We start from the raw sequence: 20,895 nt of genomic DNA, 5'->3' as shown, positions 1-20,895 counted from the left end.
TGACGACTCCTGTCTTAGCGTGCCGGCTGAGAAGTCACAGTGGACTGCTCGTAGTGATAACGACCGGTTTTCAGGCTACTCGGCCCAAGGCGTGCGAACTTAAACATCAGATACAGTTCAGCCACCAGGAACAGGGTATACAGGCCGCAAATCAACAGCATCGAGAAGATGAGGTCGCCAGCAGTCAGCGAAGAGTTCGCTACAGCTGTTGGTAACACTTCACCAATCGCCCACGGTTGACGACCGTACTCTGCAACAAACCAACCGGATTCAATAGCAATCCACGGCAAAGGAATCGCATACAGCGCGGTGCGCAGCAGCCATTTTTTCTCACCGATACGGTTACGAAGCACAGTCCAGAAGGACACCGCGATAATTGCCAGCATCAGAATGCCGCATGCCACCATGATACGGAAAGCGAAGTACAGCGGCGCAACGCGAGGAATAGAATCTTTCGTTGCCTGCTGAATTTGCGCTTCGGTCGCGTCGGTAACTTTGTCCGTATAGCGTTTCAACAGCAGACCATAACCCAGGTCTTTCTTCATGCTGTTGAACTGGTCACGAACGGCCTGGTCGGTAGTACCAGCACGCAGTTCTTCCAGCAACTGATACGCTTTCATCCCGTTACGGATACGCTCTTCGTGCTGCACCATCAGATCTTTCAGACCAATGACCGGTGTATCAACAGAGCGGGTGGCAATGATGCCCAGCGCATAAGGAATTTGAATCGCAAAATGGTTTTCCTGCGCATCCTGGTCCGGAATACCGAACAGCGTGAAGGAAGCCGGTGCAGGCTGAGTTTCCCATTCTGCTTCAATCGCAGCGAGTTTGGTTTTCTGCACGTCGCCCATTTCGTAACCAGATTCATCACCCAGAACGATAACAGACAGAATAGCAGCCATACCAAAGCTGGCAGCGATAGCAAAAGAACGTTTAGCAAACGCGAAGTCACGACCGCGCAGCATATAGTAGGAGCTGATACCCAGAACGAACATCGCGCCACATACATAACCAGATGCCACAGTGTGAACAAATTTCACCTGTGCTACCGGGTTGAGCACCAGTTCAGAGAAGCTCAGCATCTCCATACGCATGGTTTCGAAGTTGAAATCCGCTGCGATTGGGTTCTGCATCCAGCCGTTCGCAACCAGAATCCACAACGCGGACAGGTTAGAACCCAGAGCCACCAGCCAGGTGACACACATATGCTGGACTTTACCCAAACGGTCCCAGCCGAAGAAGAACAGACCTACAAAGGTGGATTCGAGGAAGAAGGCCATCAAACCTTCGATCGCCAGCGGCGCACCGAAAATATCCCCTACATAGTGGGAGTAGTAAGACCAGTTAGTCCCGAACTGGAACTCCATGGTCAGACCGGTAGCCACACCCAGAGCGAAGTTGATACCAAACAACTTGCCCCAGAACTTGGTCATATCTTTATAAATCTGTTTGCCGGAAAGGACGTAGACCGTTTCCATGATGGCCAACAAGAACGCCATACCGAGCGTCAGTGGCACAAACAGGAAGTGGTACATCGCGGTCAAGGCAAACTGTAAGCGCGACAGTTCGACTATATCTAACATCATGACTCCTTGCTCATCGCATGAAGACTCCGAGAGTGAACCCCGTTAGAAAGGGTCACACGCATGCCCCAATACAAATTTATCTGCTTCCTTCCGCCGCTACCCTTTCCTCTCATTTGAAGAAAGGACAATGATGAAAGGTTACAAACATGTTAATAAAACACTCAAATTGATCCCGCAATTATATTACGCCGTAAAATCCTTACAATAAACAGGTTTTTATCGAGACAAATTTGCATTTTTCGATAGTGATCAATTTATAGCTAATTTACCACTTTCAGACCAATTTGATCTGAAGCAATTTAACCTCTTTTGGTGCTGTTTTCCAAGTTTTAAACATTGATTTAAATCAATTTTCAAATTTAATGTTAATAGTGTTTAGCACTCACGACACTAGTAAACGCGATGTTAACAACATGTTTTTCAATGAGTAATTGCCGTTACTACAAATGATAGGATATTTATTTAAATGTACACGATCTTTTAACCAGCCCGGCTGACAAAATTGATAGCAGATAAAGAATCACTAATGCTGGGTAGCTCACAGTTTTTTGTTTAGCAAGTCATGGATTTGTTATTTCATACAAATTGTTCATTTAAATTTTACTTATAATTAACACCGAAATGTAACTATCTCAACTGGAAGCGAAAACGTTCCACAATGACCGATGCATTGCGTTTGTCGTTCTGCGAGAGAACGCTGACGTTTCGCTTAAATCATCACTGAAAGTTATCATTAACACCCCCTCCTCTCTTATGTGGCAAAGATTAAATATGCCACAAACATTTCCTTATCATTTTTATCCTAAATTTAACAAAAATGAATTGTGACATATAAGATTAAAAAATAAAAAACCGTTATGTCGTTCACAAGTTAATTAGTAATTGGGATTTTTGAAATTATTTAAAACACGTCATAAATGGCGCGCATAACAAAATAAGATTTCGATCACAAACATGGCAAGTCATTTATTACCAAATTCCCTAATAAATTAAACAAAGCTAAGAAAAGATAACTCATCACATTGATTATGAACGGATTTTATAGATGATAAATATAACAATCATTTTTCTCAGGATATTTTGAAAATAGATCAATTGCTTCCTTTTTCGCTTCCACAGAAACTCCAACCCTATTAAGAGGTTGTCACAATCCATGTTCTAAATATTAGAAAATAATTTCACTTATTGACCATCAGCCCTACAGAGGATTACCCATGAAGAAATCTACACTTGTTATTGGCGTCATCGGTGCTGACTGCCATGCAGTAGGTAATAAAGTTCTGGATCGCGTTTTTACTGCTCATGATTTTCACGTAATCAACCTCGGGGTGATGGTGAGCCAGGATGAATATATTGATGCTGCGATTGAAACAGGCGCCGATGCCATCGTGGTGTCCTCTATCTACGGTCATGGCGACATTGACTGCCTCGGACTACGTGAGCGCTGCATCGAACGCGGCCTTGGCGACATTCTGCTGTACGTCGGCGGCAACCTGGTCGTCGGTAAACATGACTTCGCCGACGTGGAAGTGAAGTTTAAAGAGATGGGCTTTAACCGGGTCTTCGCCCCCAGCCACGATCTGGAAGATGTTTGCGCGCTTATCACTAATGATATTCACCAACACAATGGCCTCGAACAGCGTTGCCTGGAAGAGGCCATCTGATGCAAACAGTTTCTGTCGATATCGGCTCGACATGGACCAAGGCAGCCCTCTTCGCACATGAAGGCGAGGAATTAACCCTGGTAAACCATGTCCTGACCCCAACCACCACACATCATCTGGCAGACGGTTTTTTTGCCAGCCTGAATCAGGTGCTGAATGTTGCCGATGCTCGCCCGTTACTGAAAAGTGGTGAAGTGCAGTTGAAATACTCCTCCTCAGCGAAAGGTGGGCTCGCCGTTGCAGCAATGGGGCTGGTGCCTTCCATTACGCTGGAGTCGGCAAAAGTTACCGCCCATTCGGCAGGAGCGAAAATCGCGCAATATTATTCGTACAAGCTGAACCGTCATGACATCCAGGAGCTGGAATCATCACCGCCAGACATTCTGTTGTTTACCGGCGGGACAGACGGTGGCGAAGAAAGTTACGGCCTGGCGAATGCACACGCGCTGGCAGGCTCAAAGCTTGATTGCGCCATTATCTACGCCGGAAACCGGGACATTCAGGACGAAATACAAACGATTCTGGGACATAAGGATCTGACCACGGTAGACAACATTCTGCCGGACCTCGATCACCCGAATCCGTTTGCCGCGCGTCAGGCGATTTGCGATGTGTTCTTGTCACGCATCGTCAAAGGCAAAGGTCTGGACGTTATCGTCGGCGAAACAGGCGAAGAGCCTATGCCGACGCCATGGACGGTATATGAGTTAGTCAAAGCCATTAGCGATTACGACAGCGCATGGAAGGAATTCATGCTGATTGATATGGGCGGAGCCACCACGGATGTCTATTCGGCCAGCGCGAATACCCTCTCCCCCGATACCGTCCTGCATGGTGTTCCTGAACCGTTCGTCAAACGTACCGTTGAAGGCGACCTTGGAATGCGCGTTTCCGCCGTTGTGGTGGGAGAAAGCACGCAGGATATGGTGAAAGTCATCTTCGCCCAGCAGCCACAGCGCGAGGAAGCGTTTTACCGCTATCTACGCCACCTGGTTGGGCAACCGGATTACCTGCCACTCAGCGAGGAAGAGAAATATTTCGACACCCTGCTGGCAGGTTTATGCGTGGGCTATGCCGCTGAGCGCCACGCGGGCACTAAAAAGCAGGTTTGCACCTGCGTGGGTAATGTGGATTTACAGATGGGTCGCGATCTCACCACCGTACGCAAAGTCGTCGGTTCAGGGGGATGGCTCTCTCGCGCCAGCCAGTTCGATATCCATAACTGGCTCAAATACAGGGAGCTGGACGACCAGGGTAAAAGAATTCTGTTACCGAATCAGTTTGAGTATTACCGCGATTCAAATGGCCTGCTCCCTCTACTGGCAAACGTCGCCAGGCTGTACCCGCAAGCCGCTGCTCGCACCAGCATTCAGTGTTTAACCCTATAAAACTTAAGGCAGCTACGAATGGAACTTCGAAATAAAAAATTGACCCACGACGAATTCATGACCGAAAGGCATCAGGTGTTACAAACCTGGGAAACCGGCAAAGACGTTGAGAACTTCGAAGATGGCGTGAAGTACCAGCAATCAATTCCAGAGAAAAAGCGTTTCTCCCTCGCCCTGCTGAAGGCCGATCAGGAAGGTAAAACTCTGAGCCAGCCGCGCGCAGGTGTGGCATTAATGGATGAGCATATTGCGCTGCTCAAAACATTGCAGGAAGAGTGCGACCTCCTGCCAAGTACTATCGATGCCTATACCCGTCTGAACCGCTATGAAGAAGCCGCTGTCGGGATCCAAAAATCCATCGAAGCAGGTACTTCCAAGCTGAATGGTTTACCGGTCGTCAATCACGGGGTTGCTGCCTGCCGTCGTATGACTGAATCGCTGGATAAACCGATCCAGGTTCGCCACGGTACACCGGATGCGCGTCTGCTGGCAGAAATCGCCATGGCCAGTGGCTTTACCAGCTACGAAGGCGGCGGTATCTCCTACAACATCCCTTACGCCAAACGCGTCACCCTGGAAAAATCCATCCGCGACTGGCAGTACTGCGACCGTCTGATGGGTCTGTACGAAGAGAACGGCATTCGCATCAACCGTGAACCGTTTGGTCCGCTGACCGGCACGCTAATCCCGCCGTTCATGTCCCACTCAGTCGCGATTATCGAAGGTCTGCTGGCGCTGGAGCAGGGCGTGAAGTCTATTACCGTCGGTTACGGCCAGGTCGGTAGCCTGACACAGGATATCGCTGCTATTCAGGCACTGCGTGAACTGTCCCACGAATACTTCCATAACCATGGCTTCGACGATTACGAGCTGAGCACCGTTTTCCACCAGTGGATGGGCGGATTCCCGGAAGATGAAGCAAAAGCCTTCTCCGTTATCGCCTGGGGCGCAGCGGTTGCCGGTATGTCTGGTGCCACAAAAGTCATTACCAAAAGTCCGCACGAAGCATTCGGTATCCCAACCGCGGCAGCTAACGCCCAGGGTCTGAAAGCGTCACGCCAGATGCTCAACATGGTCAGCGATCAGAAATTCCCGCAGTGCGCTGCCGTGGAACAGGAAGTTGACCTGATTAAGAGCGAAGTCCGCGCGGTATTGAAGAAAGTCTTCGAACTGGGCAATGGCGACATTGCGCGCGGTACGGTGCTGGCCTTTGAAGCTGGCGTGCTGGATGTGCCTTTCGCTCCTGCCGCCTGTAACGCCGGTAAGATCCTGCCTGTTCGCGATAACACAGGCGCAATCCGTATTCTTGAAGCCGGTGCCGTGCCGCTGCCGAAAGATATTCTCGCCCTGCACCACGACTACGTTGCAGAGCGCGCACATTTCGAAGGTCGCAAGCCTTCTTTCCAGATGGTCATTGATGACATCAACGCCGTATCCCACAGTAAATTAATAGGAAGACCATAATGAAAATTAAACAGGCCCTTTTCACAGCTGGCTACTCCTCATTTTATTTTGACGATCAGCAGGCCATCAAAAACGGCGCCGGTCATGACGGGTTTATCTATACCGGCGATCCGGTAACGCCAGGATTTACGTCTGTTCGTCAGGCGGGTGAATGTGTTTCCGTACAGCTGATTCTGGAAAACGGCGCGGTAGCTGTGGGCGATTGCGCAGCGGTGCAATATTCAGGTGCAGGCGGTCGTGACCCACTGTTCCTGGCTGAAAACTTCATTCCGTTCCTCAACGACCACATCAAGCCGTTACTGGAAGGTCGTGACGTTGATTCGTTCCTGACCAACGCCCGTTTCTTTGACGAACTGCGTATTGACGGCCATCTGCTGCATACCGCCGTACGTTATGGTCTGTCTCAGGCGCTGCTGGACGCGGCGGCACTGGCTACCGGTCGTCTGAAAGCCGAAGTGGTTTGTGATGAATGGCAACTGCCATGTGTCCCGGAAGCCATTCCGTTATTTGGTCAGAGCGGCGACGACCGTTATATCGCCGTCGACAAGATGATCCTCAAAGGTGTGGATGTCCTGCCGCATGCGCTGATCAATAACGTTGAAGAGAAGCTGGGCTTTAAAGGTGAAAAACTGCGTGAGTACGTCCGCTGGTTGTCTAACCGCATCCTGAGCCTGCGCACCAACGAAAGCTATCACCCGACGCTGCACATTGATGTCTACGGCACCATCGGTCTGATCTTCGATATGGATCCAGTGCGTTGCGCCGAATACATCGCCAGCCTGGAAGCCGAAGCGCAAGGCCTGCCGCTGTACATTGAAGGTCCGGTTGATGCCGGTAACAAGCCGGATCAGATCCGCATGTTAACCGAGATCACTCAGGAGCTGACTCGTCTGGGTTCCGGCGTGAAAATCGTTGCGGATGAATGGTGTAACACCTATCAGGACATCGTGGACTTCACCGACGCGGGCAGCTGCCACATGGTGCAGATTAAAACCCCGGACCTGGGCGGTATTCACAACATCGTTGATGCAGTGCTGTATTGCAACAAACACGGAATGGAAGCCTATCAGGGCGGTACCTGTAACGAAACGGAAATCAGTGCTCGTACCTGCGTACACGTCGCGCTGGCCGCGCGTCCAATGCGCATGCTGATCAAACCGGGTATGGGTTTCGATGAAGGTCTCAACATCGTGTTTAACGAAATGAACCGCACCATCGCGCTGTTGCAAACTAAGGATTAAGAGATGGCACGCACATTTAAGATCTTATCGCCTACGGCTATCCTGGGTTATGGCTTCCCGGAAGAAAGTTTTCGTAAAGCCATGGAAGAGTCACCGGATCTTATTGCTGTTGACGCAGGTTCCTCCGATCCTGGCCCTCACTACCTGGGGGCAGGTAAACCCTTTACTGACAGGGCCGGTGTGAAACGCGATCTGCGCTATATGATTGTGGCAGGCGTTAAGAACAACATCCCTGTCGTGATCGGCACAGCCGGTGGTTCTGGTGCAGCTCCGCATCTGGAGTGGTGTCGCCAGATAATCCATGAGATCGCGCAGGAAGAAAAACTGTCTTTCTCAATGGCGCTGATTCCGTCTGATGTCGACAAAGAAATCGTTCATCAGGCGCTGGATAACGGCAAAATCACCGCGCTCGATTTTGTGCCTGAACTGACTCACGAGGCCATTGAAGAGAGCACCTACATTGTCGCGCAGATGGGCGTCGAACCTTTCCAGCGTGCGCTGAAAGCCGGTGCGCAGGTGGTCCTGGGCGGACGTGCCTACGATCCGGCCTGCTTCGCCGCGCTGCCGATTATGCAGGGCTTTGATGAAGGTCTGGCGCTTCATTGCGGTAAGATCCTTGAGTGTGCAGCCATTGCCGCCACCCCTGGCTCCGGCTCAGATTGTGCGATGGGAATCATTGACGATAACGGCTTTACGCTGAAGGCGTTCAATCCCAAGCGTAAGTTCACCGAGACTTCCGCAGCAGCGCACACCCTGTACGAGAAGTCAGATCCGTACTTCCTGCCAGGGCCAGGCGGTGTGCTGAACCTGAAGGCATGCACTTTCACCCAGGTTAACGAGGGTGAAGTGTATGTCAGCGGTTCACGGCATGAAGAAACACCGTATGCGTTGAAACTGGAAGGTGCACGCCAGGTTGGCTTCCGTTGCCTGACCATCGCCGGAACACGTGACCCTATTATGATTGCCGGGATTGACACGATTCTTGAAGAGGTACAGGCAAGCGTTGCACGTAACCTCTCACTGAATGACGACAGTATCCGCATGACGTTCCACCTTTACGGTAAGAACGGTGTGATGGGCAACCATGAGCCGATGAAAACTGCGGGCCATGAACTGGGAATTTTACTGGATGTCGTTGCGCCAACGCAGGATATCGCTAACAGCGTTTGCTCGCTGGTGCGCTCTACCCTGCTGCACTACGGCTATGAAAATCGTATTGCGACTGCGGGCAACCTCGCCTTCCCGTTCTCGCCATCTGATATTCAGAGTGGACCGGTGTATGAGTTCTCGATCTATCACCTGATTGAAGCGAGCGATGCGCTGCGTTTTGATTTCCACATTGAACAGGTGACGCCAGAAGGAGTTCAGGCATGAAACACTCAATTTGTTCACTGGCGCAAGTAATTCGTTCCAAAAACGCCGGACCGTACGAACTGGTTTTAGATATTTTATTTAAAACAAGGGAAGACTATCAGCGGGTAAAAGCCTGCGAGCAATTAACACCGCAGCTTATTGCCGGTTTATATAATGTTGAGCCTGAATTCATTCACAATATCGTCTGGTTCGATCCAGCGAATGCCGTAAAAATCGTCATGCCACGAGATATTATTTCCGGCAACGTCGGTGACAATGATGTTTATGGTGCGCAGCAACACGCTCCATTATTAAGTATTGAGTTCGACTTGTAACAAAAAAACACAATAACAACCATTGGAGCACAGAATTCAGCTGTATCACAGTGCTTCGAATTATTCATGCGGTTGGTCACAACAGGCGTGCGTCTGAGCTGCTGTCCAGGTTCAGGCGCACGCCACCCTACACAATTCCAATTACCAGCCTTTATCCGATGGAGTACACATGAAGAAAATTAGTTTAACGAAGATGATCATATTAGGCCTGATACTCGGCATGATTGCCGGGGTGGCCATAAATAATATGGCCGCGGCTGAAACAGCAAAATCTTATGCAGCAGACATTTCCATTTTCACCACCATATTCTTACGTATGGTGAAAATGATTATCGCTCCATTGGTTATTTCAACTCTGGTTGTAGGTATTGCCAAAATGGGCGATGCCAAAACGCTGGGACGTATATTTTCGAAAACCTTCTTCCTGTTTATTTGCGCCTCTCTGGTGTCAATTGCACTGGGTCTGGTTATCGTTAATATCTTCCAGCCAGGCGCAGGTATCAACTTTGTGCCACATGACGTCGGAGCCGTTGCCGCCGTTAAGTCAGAGCCATTCACGCTGAAAGTATTCATCTCACACGCGGTACCGACCAGTATTGTCGATGCGATGGCGCGTAACGAAATTCTGCAGATCGTCGTGTTCTCAATCTTCCTTGGTTGCAGCCTCGCTGCGATTGGTGAAAAAGCCGATCCTATCGTGAAAGTGCTGGATTCACTGGTGCACGTCATGCTGAAGCTGACGGGTTACGTCATGTTGTTTGCACCACTGACCGTTTTTGCCGCTATTTCAGGCCTGATTGCCGAACGTGGTCTGGGTGTGATGGTTAGCGCCGGGATCTTCATGGGTGAGTTCTACCTGACGCTGGGTATGCTGTGGGCGATCCTGATTGGCCTGTCTACGATGATCGTCGGGCCTTGCATCGCGCGTTTAACGAAATCAATCCTCGAACCCGCTCTGCTGGCCTTTACCACTTCAAGCTCTGAAGCCGCCTTCCCGGGTACGCTGGACAAGCTGGAAAAATTCGGTGTTTCGTCAAAAATTGCCAGCTTCGTTCTGCCTATCGGTTATTCCTTTAACCTGGTCGGTTCCATGGCTTATTGCTCATTTGCCACCGTCTTTATTGCCCAGGCGTGCAACATCGAACTGAGCATGGGCGAGCAAATCACCATGCTGTTGATCCTGATGCTCACCTCGAAAGGAATGGCAGGCGTACCGCGCGCATCAATGGTGGTTATCGCTGCAACCCTGAACCAGTTCAACATTCCAGAAGCAGGTCTGATTCTGCTGATGGGTGTCGATCCGTTCCTCGATATGGGTCGTTCCGCCACGAACGTTATGAGTAACGCAATGGGAGCAGCCATTGTCAGCCGTTGGGAAGGTGAACACTTCGGCCAGGGTTGCCGTGGCTCTGCACCAGTGAAGTCCCCGGAGCAGGAACGTCCGGTTACCGAAACGGAAATCGCTTTGTCCTGACAATAGAACAACAACTAATCGTAGGCCGGATGGCGTCGTGAACGCCCTATCCGGCCTACAGGATAGTTTTCCCAACAACACCAACAGGAATGCATAATGAATAAAACAATTCTCGGCGTGAGTCTCTTTTCTTTCAGCGTCTTGTTTAGCGCAACCACATTCGCGCAAACCACGCCCGACTACGCCAAGCTGATAGAACAGGCTCATCAGAAGTACAAAAGTAACAACGATGGAAAAGTCGCCGACTACATCCCTGCTCTGGCGACCTATAGCCCGAAAAATTTTGCCATCACCATTGCGACGGTGGACGGCAAGATCTACCAGGTTGGCGATGTTAACAAACCTTTCCCTATGGAATCCCTGAGTAAAGTGTTCACCATGGCGCTCGCCATGGAGCAGCACGGTCCTCAGGTAGTGCTGGATAAACTTGGCGCCAATGCCACCGGAATGCCATTCAACTCAGGTTTAGCCGTTGAACTGACCAAAGGCGCGCCTGAAAACCCTCTGGTAAACGCCGGGGCCATGAGCACCGTTAGCCTGATCGAAGCCAAAGACAAAACCGATCGTTGGAACAAAATCCTCGACAACCTGAACGTCTGGGCCGATGCCACTCTCACCGTGAACGAACCGGTTTTCAAATCTGAAATGGAAACCAACCAGCACAATCAGGCGCTGGCCAAACTGATGGAATCCTATAACAGCTTCTATGGCAACACTGACGAAGCCGTTGAAATTTATACCCGCCAGTGCTCGGTGGATATCACCGTTGAGCAACTGGCCAAAATGGGTGCCGTGCTCGCGAACAAAGGCAAATCTCCGTTCAACGGTAAACAGTTGCTGAATGAGAAATATGTTCCGCAGGTGCTGGCAGAAATGGCAATTGCCGGGCTTTACGACGGTAGCGGTAAATGGCTGTACACCGTTGGCATCCCGGCGAAAAGCGGCGTCGGCGGCGGCATGGTTGCCGTTGTCCCAGGCGAATATGCGATTGCGGTCTATTCTCCGCCGCTTGATGAAGCCGGAAACAGCGTTCGTGCCCAGAAAACTATCGAATATGTCGCCGAAGCGACAAAAGCCAATGTCTTTTTAGCCAAATAACTTTACGCCGGATGGCGCTTCGCTTATCCGACCTACATCAATGCGTTAATCGTAGGCCGGATAAGCGAAGCGCCATTCGGCAAACAACACGAAGAGGTGAGAAGTAAACATGTCTAAACCATTTGTCTGGCAGGAACTCTTTGTTCAGAGTAAAGATAGTACCGAGTATGAATTACTTAGTAACCAGCACGTTACGGTAACGGAGTTAGACGGAGAGGAAGTGATCAAGGTTGCACCGGAAGCGTTAACCTTGTTAGCACAGCAGGCGTTTTATGAGGCTTCATTTTTCCTGCGCGCCGGACATTTAAAACAGATTGCCAGCATTTTGCACGACCCACAGGCCAGCAGTAACGATAAGTACGTCGCATTGCAGCTGCTGCGCAATGCAGAGGTTTCAGCTAAAGGCGTTCTGCCCAACTGCCAGGATACCGGGACGGCAACCATTGTGGCCAGCAAAGGACAACATGTCTGGACCGGCGGCGATGACGCAGAAGCATTAAGCAAAGGCGTGTATTCCACCTTTACCGAAAACAACCTGCGTTACTCACAAAATGCCCCGCTGGATATGTATACCGAGGTCAATACCCAGACCAACCTGCCCGCACAAATCGATATTAGCGCCACCCCAGGTAACGAATACCGTTTCCTGTTCGTCAATAAAGGTGGCGGCTCAGCTAACAAAGCGGCGCTGTACCAGGAAACCAAATCCATTCTACAGCCGGAAAAACTCACTGCGTTCCTGATCGAAAAAATGAAATCACTGGGGACAGCCGCTTGTCCGCCGTATCACATCGCTTTTGTGGTTGGGGGCTTATCCGCCGACCAGGCGCTGAAAGCCGCCAAACTGGCTTCAACCAAATATTACGATAATCTACCCACCAGCGGGAACGAGCTGGGCCAGGCGTTCCGTGATACGGCGCTGGAAGCCGAGTTGCTCAATGCCAGCCGCGAGTTTGGCATCGGGGCGCAGTTTGGCGGCAAATACTTTGCCCACGATATCCGCGTAATTCGCTTACCGCGCCACGGCGGCTCCTGCCCAATCGCGATGGCCCTCTCCTGCTCTGCCGACCGTAACATTAAGGCCAAAATTAATAAACACGGTATCTGGCTGGAGAAACTCGAGCATAATCCAGGCAAATTCATTCCTGATTCTCACCGGATAGAAAACGGCGCTCAGACCGTACAACTGGATCTGAACCGTCCGCTGCGTGACATCCTGCACGACCTGTCCGCTCTGCCCATTGGTACACGCCTGTCGTTAAGCGGCCCGATTGTTGTCGCTCGCGATATCGCCCACGCGAATATCAAAGCGCGACTGGATAACGGCGAACCGATGCCGGAATACATGAAAAAGCATATCGTTTACTACGCGGGTCCCGCCAAAACCCCGGAAAATCAGGCTTGTGGCTCAATGGGGCCCACCACCGGCGGGCGCATGGATGGGTATGTCGATGCTTTCCAGGCACAAGGCGGCAGCCTCATTATGCTCACCAAGGGTAACCGCAGCCAGCAGGTCACTGATGCCTGTCACAAACACGGTGGATTTAGCCTCGGCAGCATTGGCGGTGCAGCAGCCCTGCTGGCGCAGCAGTACGTGAAAAGCCTGCAGTGCCTTGAATATCCCGAACTGGGAATGGAAGCCGTATGGATGATGGAAGTTAAAAATATGCCGGCCTTCGTATTAGTGGATGACAAAGGCAATAACTTCTTTAGTCAGTTTGAGCAGCAGCATCGCTGCGCAACCTGTCCGGCAGGACATTAAGGAGCCTCAATGGAAGCGCGAGCCAATAATGACAGACACCGCCAGCGTCAGCAGAAACTGAAAGAACAGGTTGATACCCGCGTGGCGGCGGCAACGGAGAAGAAAGGGATCCTGATTGTCTTCACCGGCAACGGTAAAGGGAAATCCACCGCAGCCTTTGGCACGGCAACGCGCGCAGTGGGTCACGGAAAAACCGTTGGCATCGCGCAGTTTATCAAAGGTCAGTGGGATAATGGCGAGTACAACACCCTGCAACCACTCGGCGTTGAATTCCATATTATGGGCACCGGGTTTACCTGGGAAACCCAAAACCGGCAAGCGGATATCGAGGCGGCAACGGTTGTCTGGCAAGAAAGTAAGCGCATGCTGGCTGATGCGCATTACGATCTAGTGGTGCTGGATGAACTCACCTACATGCTTGCTTACCACTATCTGGATACCCAAGAGGTTATCAGCGCCATCGAAAATCGCCCTGCCGGTCAGAGCGTTATCGTCACAGGACGCGGATGCCACACACTGTTGCTGGAACTGGCCGATACGGTCAGTGAAATTCGCCCGGTCAAACACGCGTTTGACCGCGGTATTCAGGCACAGATTGGGATCGACTGGTAGCCGTTTTTTTGCCGGATAACGATGCTAACGCGTCTTATCCGGCCTACCCATCGTTGTAGGCCTGATAAGGCGCAAGCCATCCTCAGGCAGCCGATACCACGGACTTACTGAGCAACCAGTTACGGAAAATCTGTAAATGCTCGGATTCCGATTTCTCTTCACGCCACGTCATAATAAATCGATTCCCGGTACGCATTGGAACATCGCAAGGAATGACCATATCACCGCTGTCCAGATCGTGCTGAATGGCAAAACGTGGGAGCAGCGCAACGCCCAGATTAGAGCGGACCGCCGCGATCAGCATCGATAACAAATCAAATCTCGGACCTTTATTCACCAGCGGACTGCTGACATCTGACAGCGCAAACCACTCCTGCCACCCTTTGATGCGCGTGCTTTGGTGCAAGAGCGGAAATTCGTTTAGTAATTCGTTCACCGCCAGTTTTCGTTCCGGTTCGGCCAGCAAACAGCGGCTGCAAACCGGCAGAATTTCCTCTTCAAACAGGTACTCAACCCCTGACCATGGAGAATAAAAGTCTTCGCGCATGATTGCCGCGTCATACTCTCGATTGAGAAAATCACCAATATTCGCCAGGGAATGAATGTTCACGATAATATCAGGATTAAGTTTGTTAAATTCACGCAGGTTTGGGATCAGCCAGTGCGTGCTGAACGTCGGATTCACCGCCAGCTCAATAACCTGTACCGTCGGCTGCCAGGTCATTATCGTCGTCGTATCTCGTTCAAGTTTATTTAACGTTTCTTTAACGATACTTAAATAGTGTTTACCGGCCGCATTTAAAAAAATGCGTTTTTTGGCATGATTAAATAGCGCGGTATTGAGAAAATCCTCCAGTGCATTTACCTGGCGGAAAACAGCACTTTGTGTTAAAGCCAGCTCTTCAGCTGCCCGAGTATAACTTTCGTGACGCGCAACAACTTCAAAAGTTACCAGCAACTCCGTCTTGGGTATTTTTCCTCTCATAACCTCTTCCATATGCAGCGTACAAAAATAGTTTAATTTATAAAAAATAATTCAAGCTACCCAGATAAGCACCGAGAGTTATATTTTATTTCATCCATTAATGTCATTGATCCAATCCATGATTTACTCACACTGATGGCGGATAAATATTAACCAATAATACTCAAGAGCAGCAATAAACACAATTTAAATAAGGTTAAACCTAAGCAAATGGTGCCAATAAGTTCTTAATAATTTTTCAAGTTATCTTGTTTATTGCAGAAAAAACTTTGCGAGATTAATCAATATTATCAGTGCGATAATTTTGGATAATTTCACGTTATAACTTACGGGCAAACGACTGCTTTTTATCATTCCTTGATGTAGTTTCTGCCTTTTTTTGATCGATGTGATAAAGGACACAATGTGAAAACTTTCGGAAAGGTCTGGCTCGTTGGGGCAGGTCCCGGTGATATTTCATTACTTACCCTCAAAGCAATGATGTGCATTAAACAGGCTGATGTCATTATTTACGATCGGCTGGTCAATCCTAAAATTTTGGAATGGGCATTACCTGATTGTCTTCTTATCAATGTCGGCAAAAACCCAGGTTTCCATTGTGTACCGCAGGATGAAATCAATGCACTGCTTGTCCAGTATGCCCAAACGCACAATAATATTGTGCGTCTGAAAGGCGGCGATCCGTATGTTTTTGGACGTGGGGCTGAAGAAGTTGAGGATCTCGTCGAGACGGGCATCCCGTTTGAAGTGGTGCCGGGTATCAGCTCAACCATTGGTGGCCTGACCTATGCCGGGATTCCGGTAACACACCGCGATTTCGCCTCGGGATTTCACGTGGTAACCGGTCATACGCGGGAGGGCAACCAACAGCAGGACTGGCGTCAGCTGGCCAAACTGAATGGTACGCTGGTTATCGTCATGGGTATCGCCAATCTGGCGTTTATCTGTGAGGAATTATTGATGGGTGGAAAATCAGCAGATACGCCTGCAGCGCTAATTATGTCCGCCACCCGGGATAACCAACGCCGACTGACCTGTACGCTCGGTTCACTACTGAGCAAGGCGCAAGAAGCTAACATTCTCCCCCCTGCGCTGATAGTGATTGGTGATGTGGTAACCCTGAGTGATCGGCTCTCTTTTATCCCTGAAGCCATTACGCTGCCAGAAAACCTTTACTGCGACAGTCTGGCATGACGAAAAGACTGGGGCGACGTTTGATGCGCCGCCCGGAAAACGCGGCAAAAGTAACTGGTTTGTGCGTATTGGAGTTTCCGGGCAATGCTGTCTATTGAATGAACGGGATCGTGCAATAACTCCCCCGCTTTTTGCATTTTTTTCTGATTCACCCAGGTTTTAAAGTTAACGCCCTGCCGTTTCTTAAAAAAACGGCTGAAATAGTTTGCGCTTAAGCAAACGTGAGCTGCTACGGATTCCAGTGATAATTCACTATATAAATTCTCATCAATATAACGCAACGCTGCCAGAAGCTTTTTCTCGTGTCGGGAAGGCTCTGTAAAATAATGACGCATGTAACTGGTCGGCGGGATAACAAACTCATCAGGTTGTTGCTGTTCTGTCTCAAAATTATCAACAATAAAATTTAATAAATTAGCTGATGCCACCAGCGTATTATTATCGACTACCGCCACCTGACTCCATTCAGCTTTTATTTTTGGTTCATCCATCCATGAGCATTCATTATCAATAACGATAGTTTTATATTCCTGATATTTTGCCCGCACCTGCCCACAGAGCATAAAACCGTACAGATGCCCATCGCGAATTAATGGCATAGAAAACAGACTTAGCCCTGCGTGGCAGCTGAGTATTCTGGGTTTAAGGTGTTTTAATCCTTCAAAAGCACAATATTTTTCACACTTTTGGCAACTCGTACAATATCGTTCATCCGCCCGCATTAATGTGCAGAACGAATTAAAGTTATGGCAATCCGAGAGAGTTTTTCCGTTAACATCAACCACAACCGTGGCTAATCCAGTCGCACTGGAGAATACTTTTGCTATCGAGAAAAAACGTTGTAGATAATCATCCTGGATTTTCAACGACACGGTATCCTCCGGCATTAATGAAATTAAAGCCGGTAATATGCAGAAATTAATCAAGAGAAAGAATGATGCTCACCGCAAAAAATAATCTCATTTATGCAGATGATTATGATCAATTGGCAAGAGAGTTAAAGCGAACTCGATAATACTCCGCTGCATACTACTGACTTCGCTTTCTCAAAGATTAACGAATCTTCACACTCTCTTGTGAGACTCTTTTCGCAACACCAAACATCTTTATCCATTATTTTCAATAGATTACTCATTTTTACTGTGAATCAATGATGTGCTTATTTGTGATAATCATCATGTGAATGTGAAAGGCCCTCCTGAATAATATGTTCAATTAGCAAACAATCTGAACGGAGTTGATCCATGGCCGTCACCACAGGCGTTATCGCCGACGATTTCACCGGCGCAACGGACATTGCAAGCTTTATGGCGCAGCAGGGGTGGCGCGTTGCACTCCTGCCCGGAATGCCTGATACCACTCAATGCTGGAATGAAGAGGTTGACGCTATCGTCATCTCGCTGAAAAGCCGCTCATTACCCGCAGAACAGGCCATCGCACAATCTCTGTCCTGTGCCCGCTGGCTGAAACAAAAGGCAGGTGTCCGCCAGATCTATTTTAAATATTGTTCGACGTTCGACTCCACGCCAACAGGCAATATTGGACCGGTCAGCGATGCGTTGATGAACGACCTGCGTACACCCGTGATCGTCCACTGCCCCGCCCTGCCGCAAAACGGGCGCACGGTGGTGCATGGCCATCTTTTTGTAAACGGCGTACTGCTTAACGAATCCGGGATGGAAAAGCATCCGCTTAATCCTATGACCGATGCCAGCCTGCCACGCCTGCTGAGCGCGCAAACGCCAGGCAAGGTTGGTTGCATCAACCTCACGACGCTGCGTCAAGGTGTGGAAGCGGTCACTGACGCTCTGGCCCAACTTCAGGCTGAAGGTACGCGTCACGTTATCGTCGATACGCTGGATGAAGCAGATCTCACCACGCTGGCGCAGGCACTCCATGCCAGCCCTCTGTTAGCCGGGGGCTCCGGGCTCGGTGGCGCACTGGCCGCCTGCACCGGAACTCAGCAAACCATGCCGCCGGACGCTTTTCCACTACCCGCTAACACGGTGGTGTTCTCCGGTAGCTGTTCTGCAATGAGTAATCGTCAGGTCAATCGCTATAAGGCCGCAGCAGCCTCTCGTGTACTCGACGTGGCCCGCTGCCTGTCTGATACAGAACGCTACACTGATGAACTGTGTGCCTGGGCGATGACGCATATCAACGACCCATTCGCGCCGATGATATACGCCACCCAGCCGCCAGACGTACTCCAACGCATTCAACAAGAGTACGGCGAACAGACTGCCAGCCAGGCGATCGAACACGCTTTTTCCCGACTGAGCGCAAAGCTACAAGTTGCAGGTGTAAACACCTTTATCGTCGCTGGCGGAGAAACATCCGGCACCGTGGTAGAGGCACTGCAGGTGAAGCGTCTGTCCGTTGGCAAAGCCATTGCGCCTGGCGTGCCGTGGGTATTTTCCTCCGGTCTGGCGCTGGCGCTGAAGTCAGGCAACTTTGGTGACGAAGATTTCTTTTTTACAGCCCAGGAGTACGCATTATGAATCCGGTGAGTGAACACCAACTACGCGAACTACTCGTCCACTATGGCCGTTCCTTGTTTATGCGTGGTTACAGCAGCGGCGGCTCCGGCAACCTCAGCGTCAAATTACCGGATGGCGGCTATCTGGTGACCCCGACCAACTCCTGCCTGGGTGAGCTTGATCCTGCCACGCTAAGTAGGCTGGATGCCAACGGCGTGCATCTTAGCGGCGACAAACCGTCAAAAGAGGTGCCCATGCATTTGGCGTGGTATCGGCATCGGCCATCCTGCGGCGCGGTTGTGCACCTGCATTCTCCATGGCTGACCGCGCTCTCCTGTCTGCCTTGCTCCACACCAGAAAACTGTCTACCGCCACTAACGCCATACTATGTGATGCGCGTCGGACAGCTACCGCTGCTGCCTTATTTCAAGCCCGGCCATGAAGGCATTGCCAGCGCACTGAGTGAAATCGCGGCAGATCATACGGCTGCGTTGCTGGCCAATCACGGGCCGGTAGTAAGCGGTCGCTCGCTGCGTGAGGCGGTATTTAACGCCGAGGAACTAGAAGACAGCGCCCGCATCTGGCTGACATTAAAACCGCTCGGCTATGTTCCGCTCTCAGAAGAGGCGGTGGCCGAACTTGAACATTCCCGGCAAGCGTGAGGTGACATGATGATCCCCGAGCAACGACGTGATTTTATCTACCGCTACGTGCACGAAAAAAATGCCGCCTCATTTAATGAACTGGCAGATCTAATGAGCGTGTCGCATATGACCGTACGTCGCGACATTCAGTTGCTGGAAGAAGAAGGCAAAGTTATCGCCATTAACGGCGGCGTGAAGCTCAATAACCTGCTGAAATCCGAACTGCCGTGGCGGGAAAAAGCCGAGTTGAATCATGATGTGAAGCGCAAAATGGGCCAGCTCGCCGCAATGCTCATTGAGCCCGGACAAACGCTGTATCTGGATGCCGGAACATCGTTGTTTGAAGTGGCGAAAGCGGTAGCCGCCAGCCACTGTTTCAATCTGACGGTAGTCACCAACGATTTTTCCATCAGCCACTATCTGATGGATATGCCACACATTACGCTCTATCACACCGGCGGTCTGGTGGATCAGCGTAACCGCTCATGTCTTGGCAAAAGCGCCGCCAGTTTTCTGCGCACCATTAATATTGATGTGGCGTTTCTCAGTTCATCGTCGTGGGATACCGAGCGCGGCATGTCGACGCCGAGTGAAGGGAAAGCCTCGGTCAAAGAAGCGGTGCTTACCGTCTCCCGGCGTCGGGTGCTGGTCTGTGACAGCAGTAAATTTGGCAAATACGGCATGTTCCACATCTGTGGGCTGGAGCAGTTAACCGACATTATTTCTGATAACCGGTTACCGGAAAATGCGCAGCAGACTATTGTCAGCCAGGGCGTTAAGCTGCATCTGGTTGATGGCCGGGAGGGTGCACGCCATGCTGAAGTTAGCGGCTAACCTCGACTGGTTATTTACTGATTTACCGATAGCGGGTCGATTTCAGGCGGCAAAAGCAGCCGGTTTTCGCGGCGTAGAAGGGCTGTTTCTCTGGCAGCACCCGCTGGAGCATTTGCGGGCCGCTCAGCGGGAAACTTCTCTGCCGGTGGTGCTAATGAACGCCCCGGCTGGCAACTGGGCACAGGGTGAACGGGGACTCGCAGCATTGCCCGGTCGAGACCAGGAATTTCATCACAGCCTGAACGTGGCGCGAGATTACGCCACGGCACTGGGTTGTCGCCGGGTTCACGTTATGTCCGGCTTGCGCTGCAATGACCTGACGCTGCACGCCCAGCGCGACCTCCTGACGAATCGACTGCGCATCGCCTGCGATGTGATGGCAGACGCGGAAATCGATGTACTGATTGAACCATTAAATTCGCAGGATATGCCCGGTTATTTTATTGACAGTTTCCCGCTGGCTGAATCTATCATTCACGAGGTTGGTAAGAAGAATATCGGCTTACAGTTTGATATTTACCACTGTCAGAAAACTCATGGCAACGTGGCAAAAAATATCGAACGCTATTTTATCCTTATTAAACATTTTCAAATCGCTTCTGTTCCTTATCGCCATGAACCGGGAACCGGGGAGTTAAATGAAGCATGGCTATTTAATTTTATAAGAAAAATGAATTACCAGGACTGGATTGGCTGTGAATATCAACCATCAACATCAGGGCCGGAATCATTACGCTGGATAACGCCTTACCTATAATTTTAATATCTCTGTACCGGAGGA

General features: G+C 50.3%; 17 protein-coding genes and 1 pseudogene. 15 read left to right on the top strand and 3 right to left on the bottom strand.

Annotated features, from left to right (window positions below; all coding sequences use genetic code 11):
- Positions 1–14 precede the first annotated feature (14 nt).
- On the bottom strand, positions 15–1,583 hold the full coding sequence (cydA, locus tag OGX86_RS17110) for a cytochrome ubiquinol oxidase subunit I (RefSeq protein WP_008784156.1): 1,569 nt from the start codon (positions 1,581–1,583) through the stop codon (positions 15–17).
- A gap of 1,217 nt (positions 1,584–2,800) precedes the next feature.
- Between cydA and glmS the strand changes: the two genes are divergently transcribed.
- The 10 genes and pseudogenes from glmS (at position 2,801) to cobO (ending at position 13,977) form a co-directional block, all read left to right on the top strand.
- Positions 2,801–3,250 carry a methylaspartate mutase subunit S gene (gene glmS / locus OGX86_RS17105; RefSeq protein WP_003022963.1) on the top strand — a complete coding sequence of 150 codons (450 nt, stop codon included), beginning with the start codon at positions 2,801–2,803 and terminating at the stop codon, positions 3,248–3,250.
- Positions 3,250–4,638, top strand: a complete 1,389-nt coding sequence (gene glmL, locus OGX86_RS17100) for a methylaspartate mutase accessory protein GlmL (RefSeq protein WP_003831429.1) — start codon at positions 3,250–3,252, stop codon at positions 4,636–4,638. The genes glmS and glmL overlap by 1 nt, the downstream gene beginning before the upstream one ends.
- Positions 4,639–4,656: 18 nt before the next feature.
- Entirely contained in the window at positions 4,657–6,102 is a 1,446-nt protein-coding gene (locus tag OGX86_RS17095) for a methylaspartate mutase subunit E (RefSeq protein ID WP_003831428.1), read from the top strand.
- Positions 6,102–7,343, top strand: coding sequence for a methylaspartate ammonia-lyase (locus OGX86_RS17090; protein ID WP_008784155.1), 1,242 nt, complete (start codon positions 6,102–6,104; stop codon positions 7,341–7,343). The genes OGX86_RS17095 and OGX86_RS17090 overlap by 1 nt, the downstream gene beginning before the upstream one ends.
- A 3-nt stretch (positions 7,344–7,346) precedes the next feature.
- Positions 7,347–8,717, top strand: a complete 1,371-nt coding sequence (locus tag OGX86_RS17085) for an acyclic terpene utilization AtuA family protein (RefSeq protein ID WP_003022951.1) — start codon at positions 7,347–7,349, stop codon at positions 8,715–8,717.
- Positions 8,714–9,031 (top strand): DUF4387 domain-containing protein, encoded by a 318-nt coding sequence (locus OGX86_RS17080; RefSeq protein WP_003831425.1) that lies wholly within the window; start codon positions 8,714–8,716, stop codon positions 9,029–9,031. The genes OGX86_RS17085 and OGX86_RS17080 overlap by 4 nt, the downstream gene beginning before the upstream one ends.
- 169 nt (positions 9,032–9,200) lie before the next feature.
- Positions 9,201–10,482, top strand: a pseudogene (locus OGX86_RS17075) (dicarboxylate/amino acid:cation symporter); the annotation flags it as partial.
- A 119-nt stretch (positions 10,483–10,601) separates the two neighbouring features.
- Entirely contained in the window at positions 10,602–11,603 is a 1,002-nt protein-coding gene (gene glsA, locus OGX86_RS17070) for a glutaminase A (RefSeq protein WP_032942734.1), read from the top strand.
- A gap of 109 nt (positions 11,604–11,712) precedes the next feature.
- A complete protein-coding gene (locus OGX86_RS17065) occupies positions 11,713–13,365 on the top strand; it encodes a class I fumarate hydratase (protein WP_128316869.1) in 1,653 nt (550 codons plus the stop codon).
- Between the two features lie 9 nt (positions 13,366–13,374).
- Positions 13,375–13,977 carry a cob(I)yrinic acid a,c-diamide adenosyltransferase gene (cobO, locus tag OGX86_RS17060; RefSeq protein WP_003022939.1) on the top strand — a complete coding sequence of 201 codons (603 nt, stop codon included), beginning with the start codon at positions 13,375–13,377 and terminating at the stop codon, positions 13,975–13,977.
- 82 nt (positions 13,978–14,059) lie between these two features.
- Here cobO and OGX86_RS17055 read toward each other — a convergent pair whose 3' ends face one another.
- Positions 14,060–14,962: a LysR substrate-binding domain-containing protein gene (locus OGX86_RS17055; protein ID WP_003022936.1), complete on the bottom strand. Its 903-nt coding sequence runs from the start codon at positions 14,960–14,962 to the stop codon at positions 14,060–14,062.
- Between the two features lie 405 nt (positions 14,963–15,367).
- Here OGX86_RS17055 and cobA point away from each other — a divergent pair, with 405 nt between their 5' ends.
- On the top strand, positions 15,368–16,156 hold the full coding sequence (gene cobA / locus OGX86_RS17050; protein WP_003831416.1) for a uroporphyrinogen-III C-methyltransferase: 789 nt from the start codon (positions 15,368–15,370) through the stop codon (positions 16,154–16,156).
- Here the strand turns inward: cobA and OGX86_RS17045 are convergent.
- Positions 16,135–17,028 carry a PocR ligand-binding domain-containing protein gene (locus OGX86_RS17045; protein ID WP_048226070.1) on the bottom strand — a complete coding sequence of 298 codons (894 nt, stop codon included), beginning with the start codon at positions 17,026–17,028 and terminating at the stop codon, positions 16,135–16,137. The genes cobA and OGX86_RS17045 overlap by 22 nt on opposite strands.
- 372 nt (positions 17,029–17,400) lie before the next feature.
- Between OGX86_RS17045 and otnK the strand changes: the two genes are divergently transcribed.
- From otnK to OGX86_RS17025, 4 genes are read left to right on the top strand one after another with little or no spacing between them, the layout of a single operon-like run.
- Entirely contained in the window at positions 17,401–18,657 is a 1,257-nt protein-coding gene (gene otnK, locus OGX86_RS17040) for a 3-oxo-tetronate kinase (protein WP_128316868.1), read from the top strand.
- A complete protein-coding gene (otnC, locus tag OGX86_RS17035) occupies positions 18,654–19,298 on the top strand; it encodes a 3-oxo-tetronate 4-phosphate decarboxylase (protein WP_008784146.1) in 645 nt (214 codons plus the stop codon). Before otnK ends, otnC begins: the two co-directional genes overlap by 4 nt.
- Positions 19,299–19,304: 6 nt before the next feature.
- Positions 19,305–20,114, top strand: coding sequence for a DeoR/GlpR family DNA-binding transcription regulator (locus OGX86_RS17030; protein WP_008784145.1), 810 nt, complete (start codon positions 19,305–19,307; stop codon positions 20,112–20,114).
- Complete coding sequence (locus OGX86_RS17025; RefSeq protein WP_128316867.1) at positions 20,095–20,871, top strand: hydroxypyruvate isomerase family protein; 777 nt, start codon at positions 20,095–20,097, stop codon at positions 20,869–20,871. The genes OGX86_RS17030 and OGX86_RS17025 overlap by 20 nt, the downstream gene beginning before the upstream one ends.
- The last annotated feature ends 24 nt before the right edge of the window (positions 20,872–20,895 follow it).

Origin of the sequence: Citrobacter sp. Cpo040 (assembly GCF_030332915.1) — a bacterium.
Classification (GTDB): domain Bacteria; phylum Pseudomonadota; class Gammaproteobacteria; order Enterobacterales; family Enterobacteriaceae; genus Citrobacter; species Citrobacter portucalensis.
This window is presented reverse-complemented; position numbering and strand designations above follow the sequence as displayed.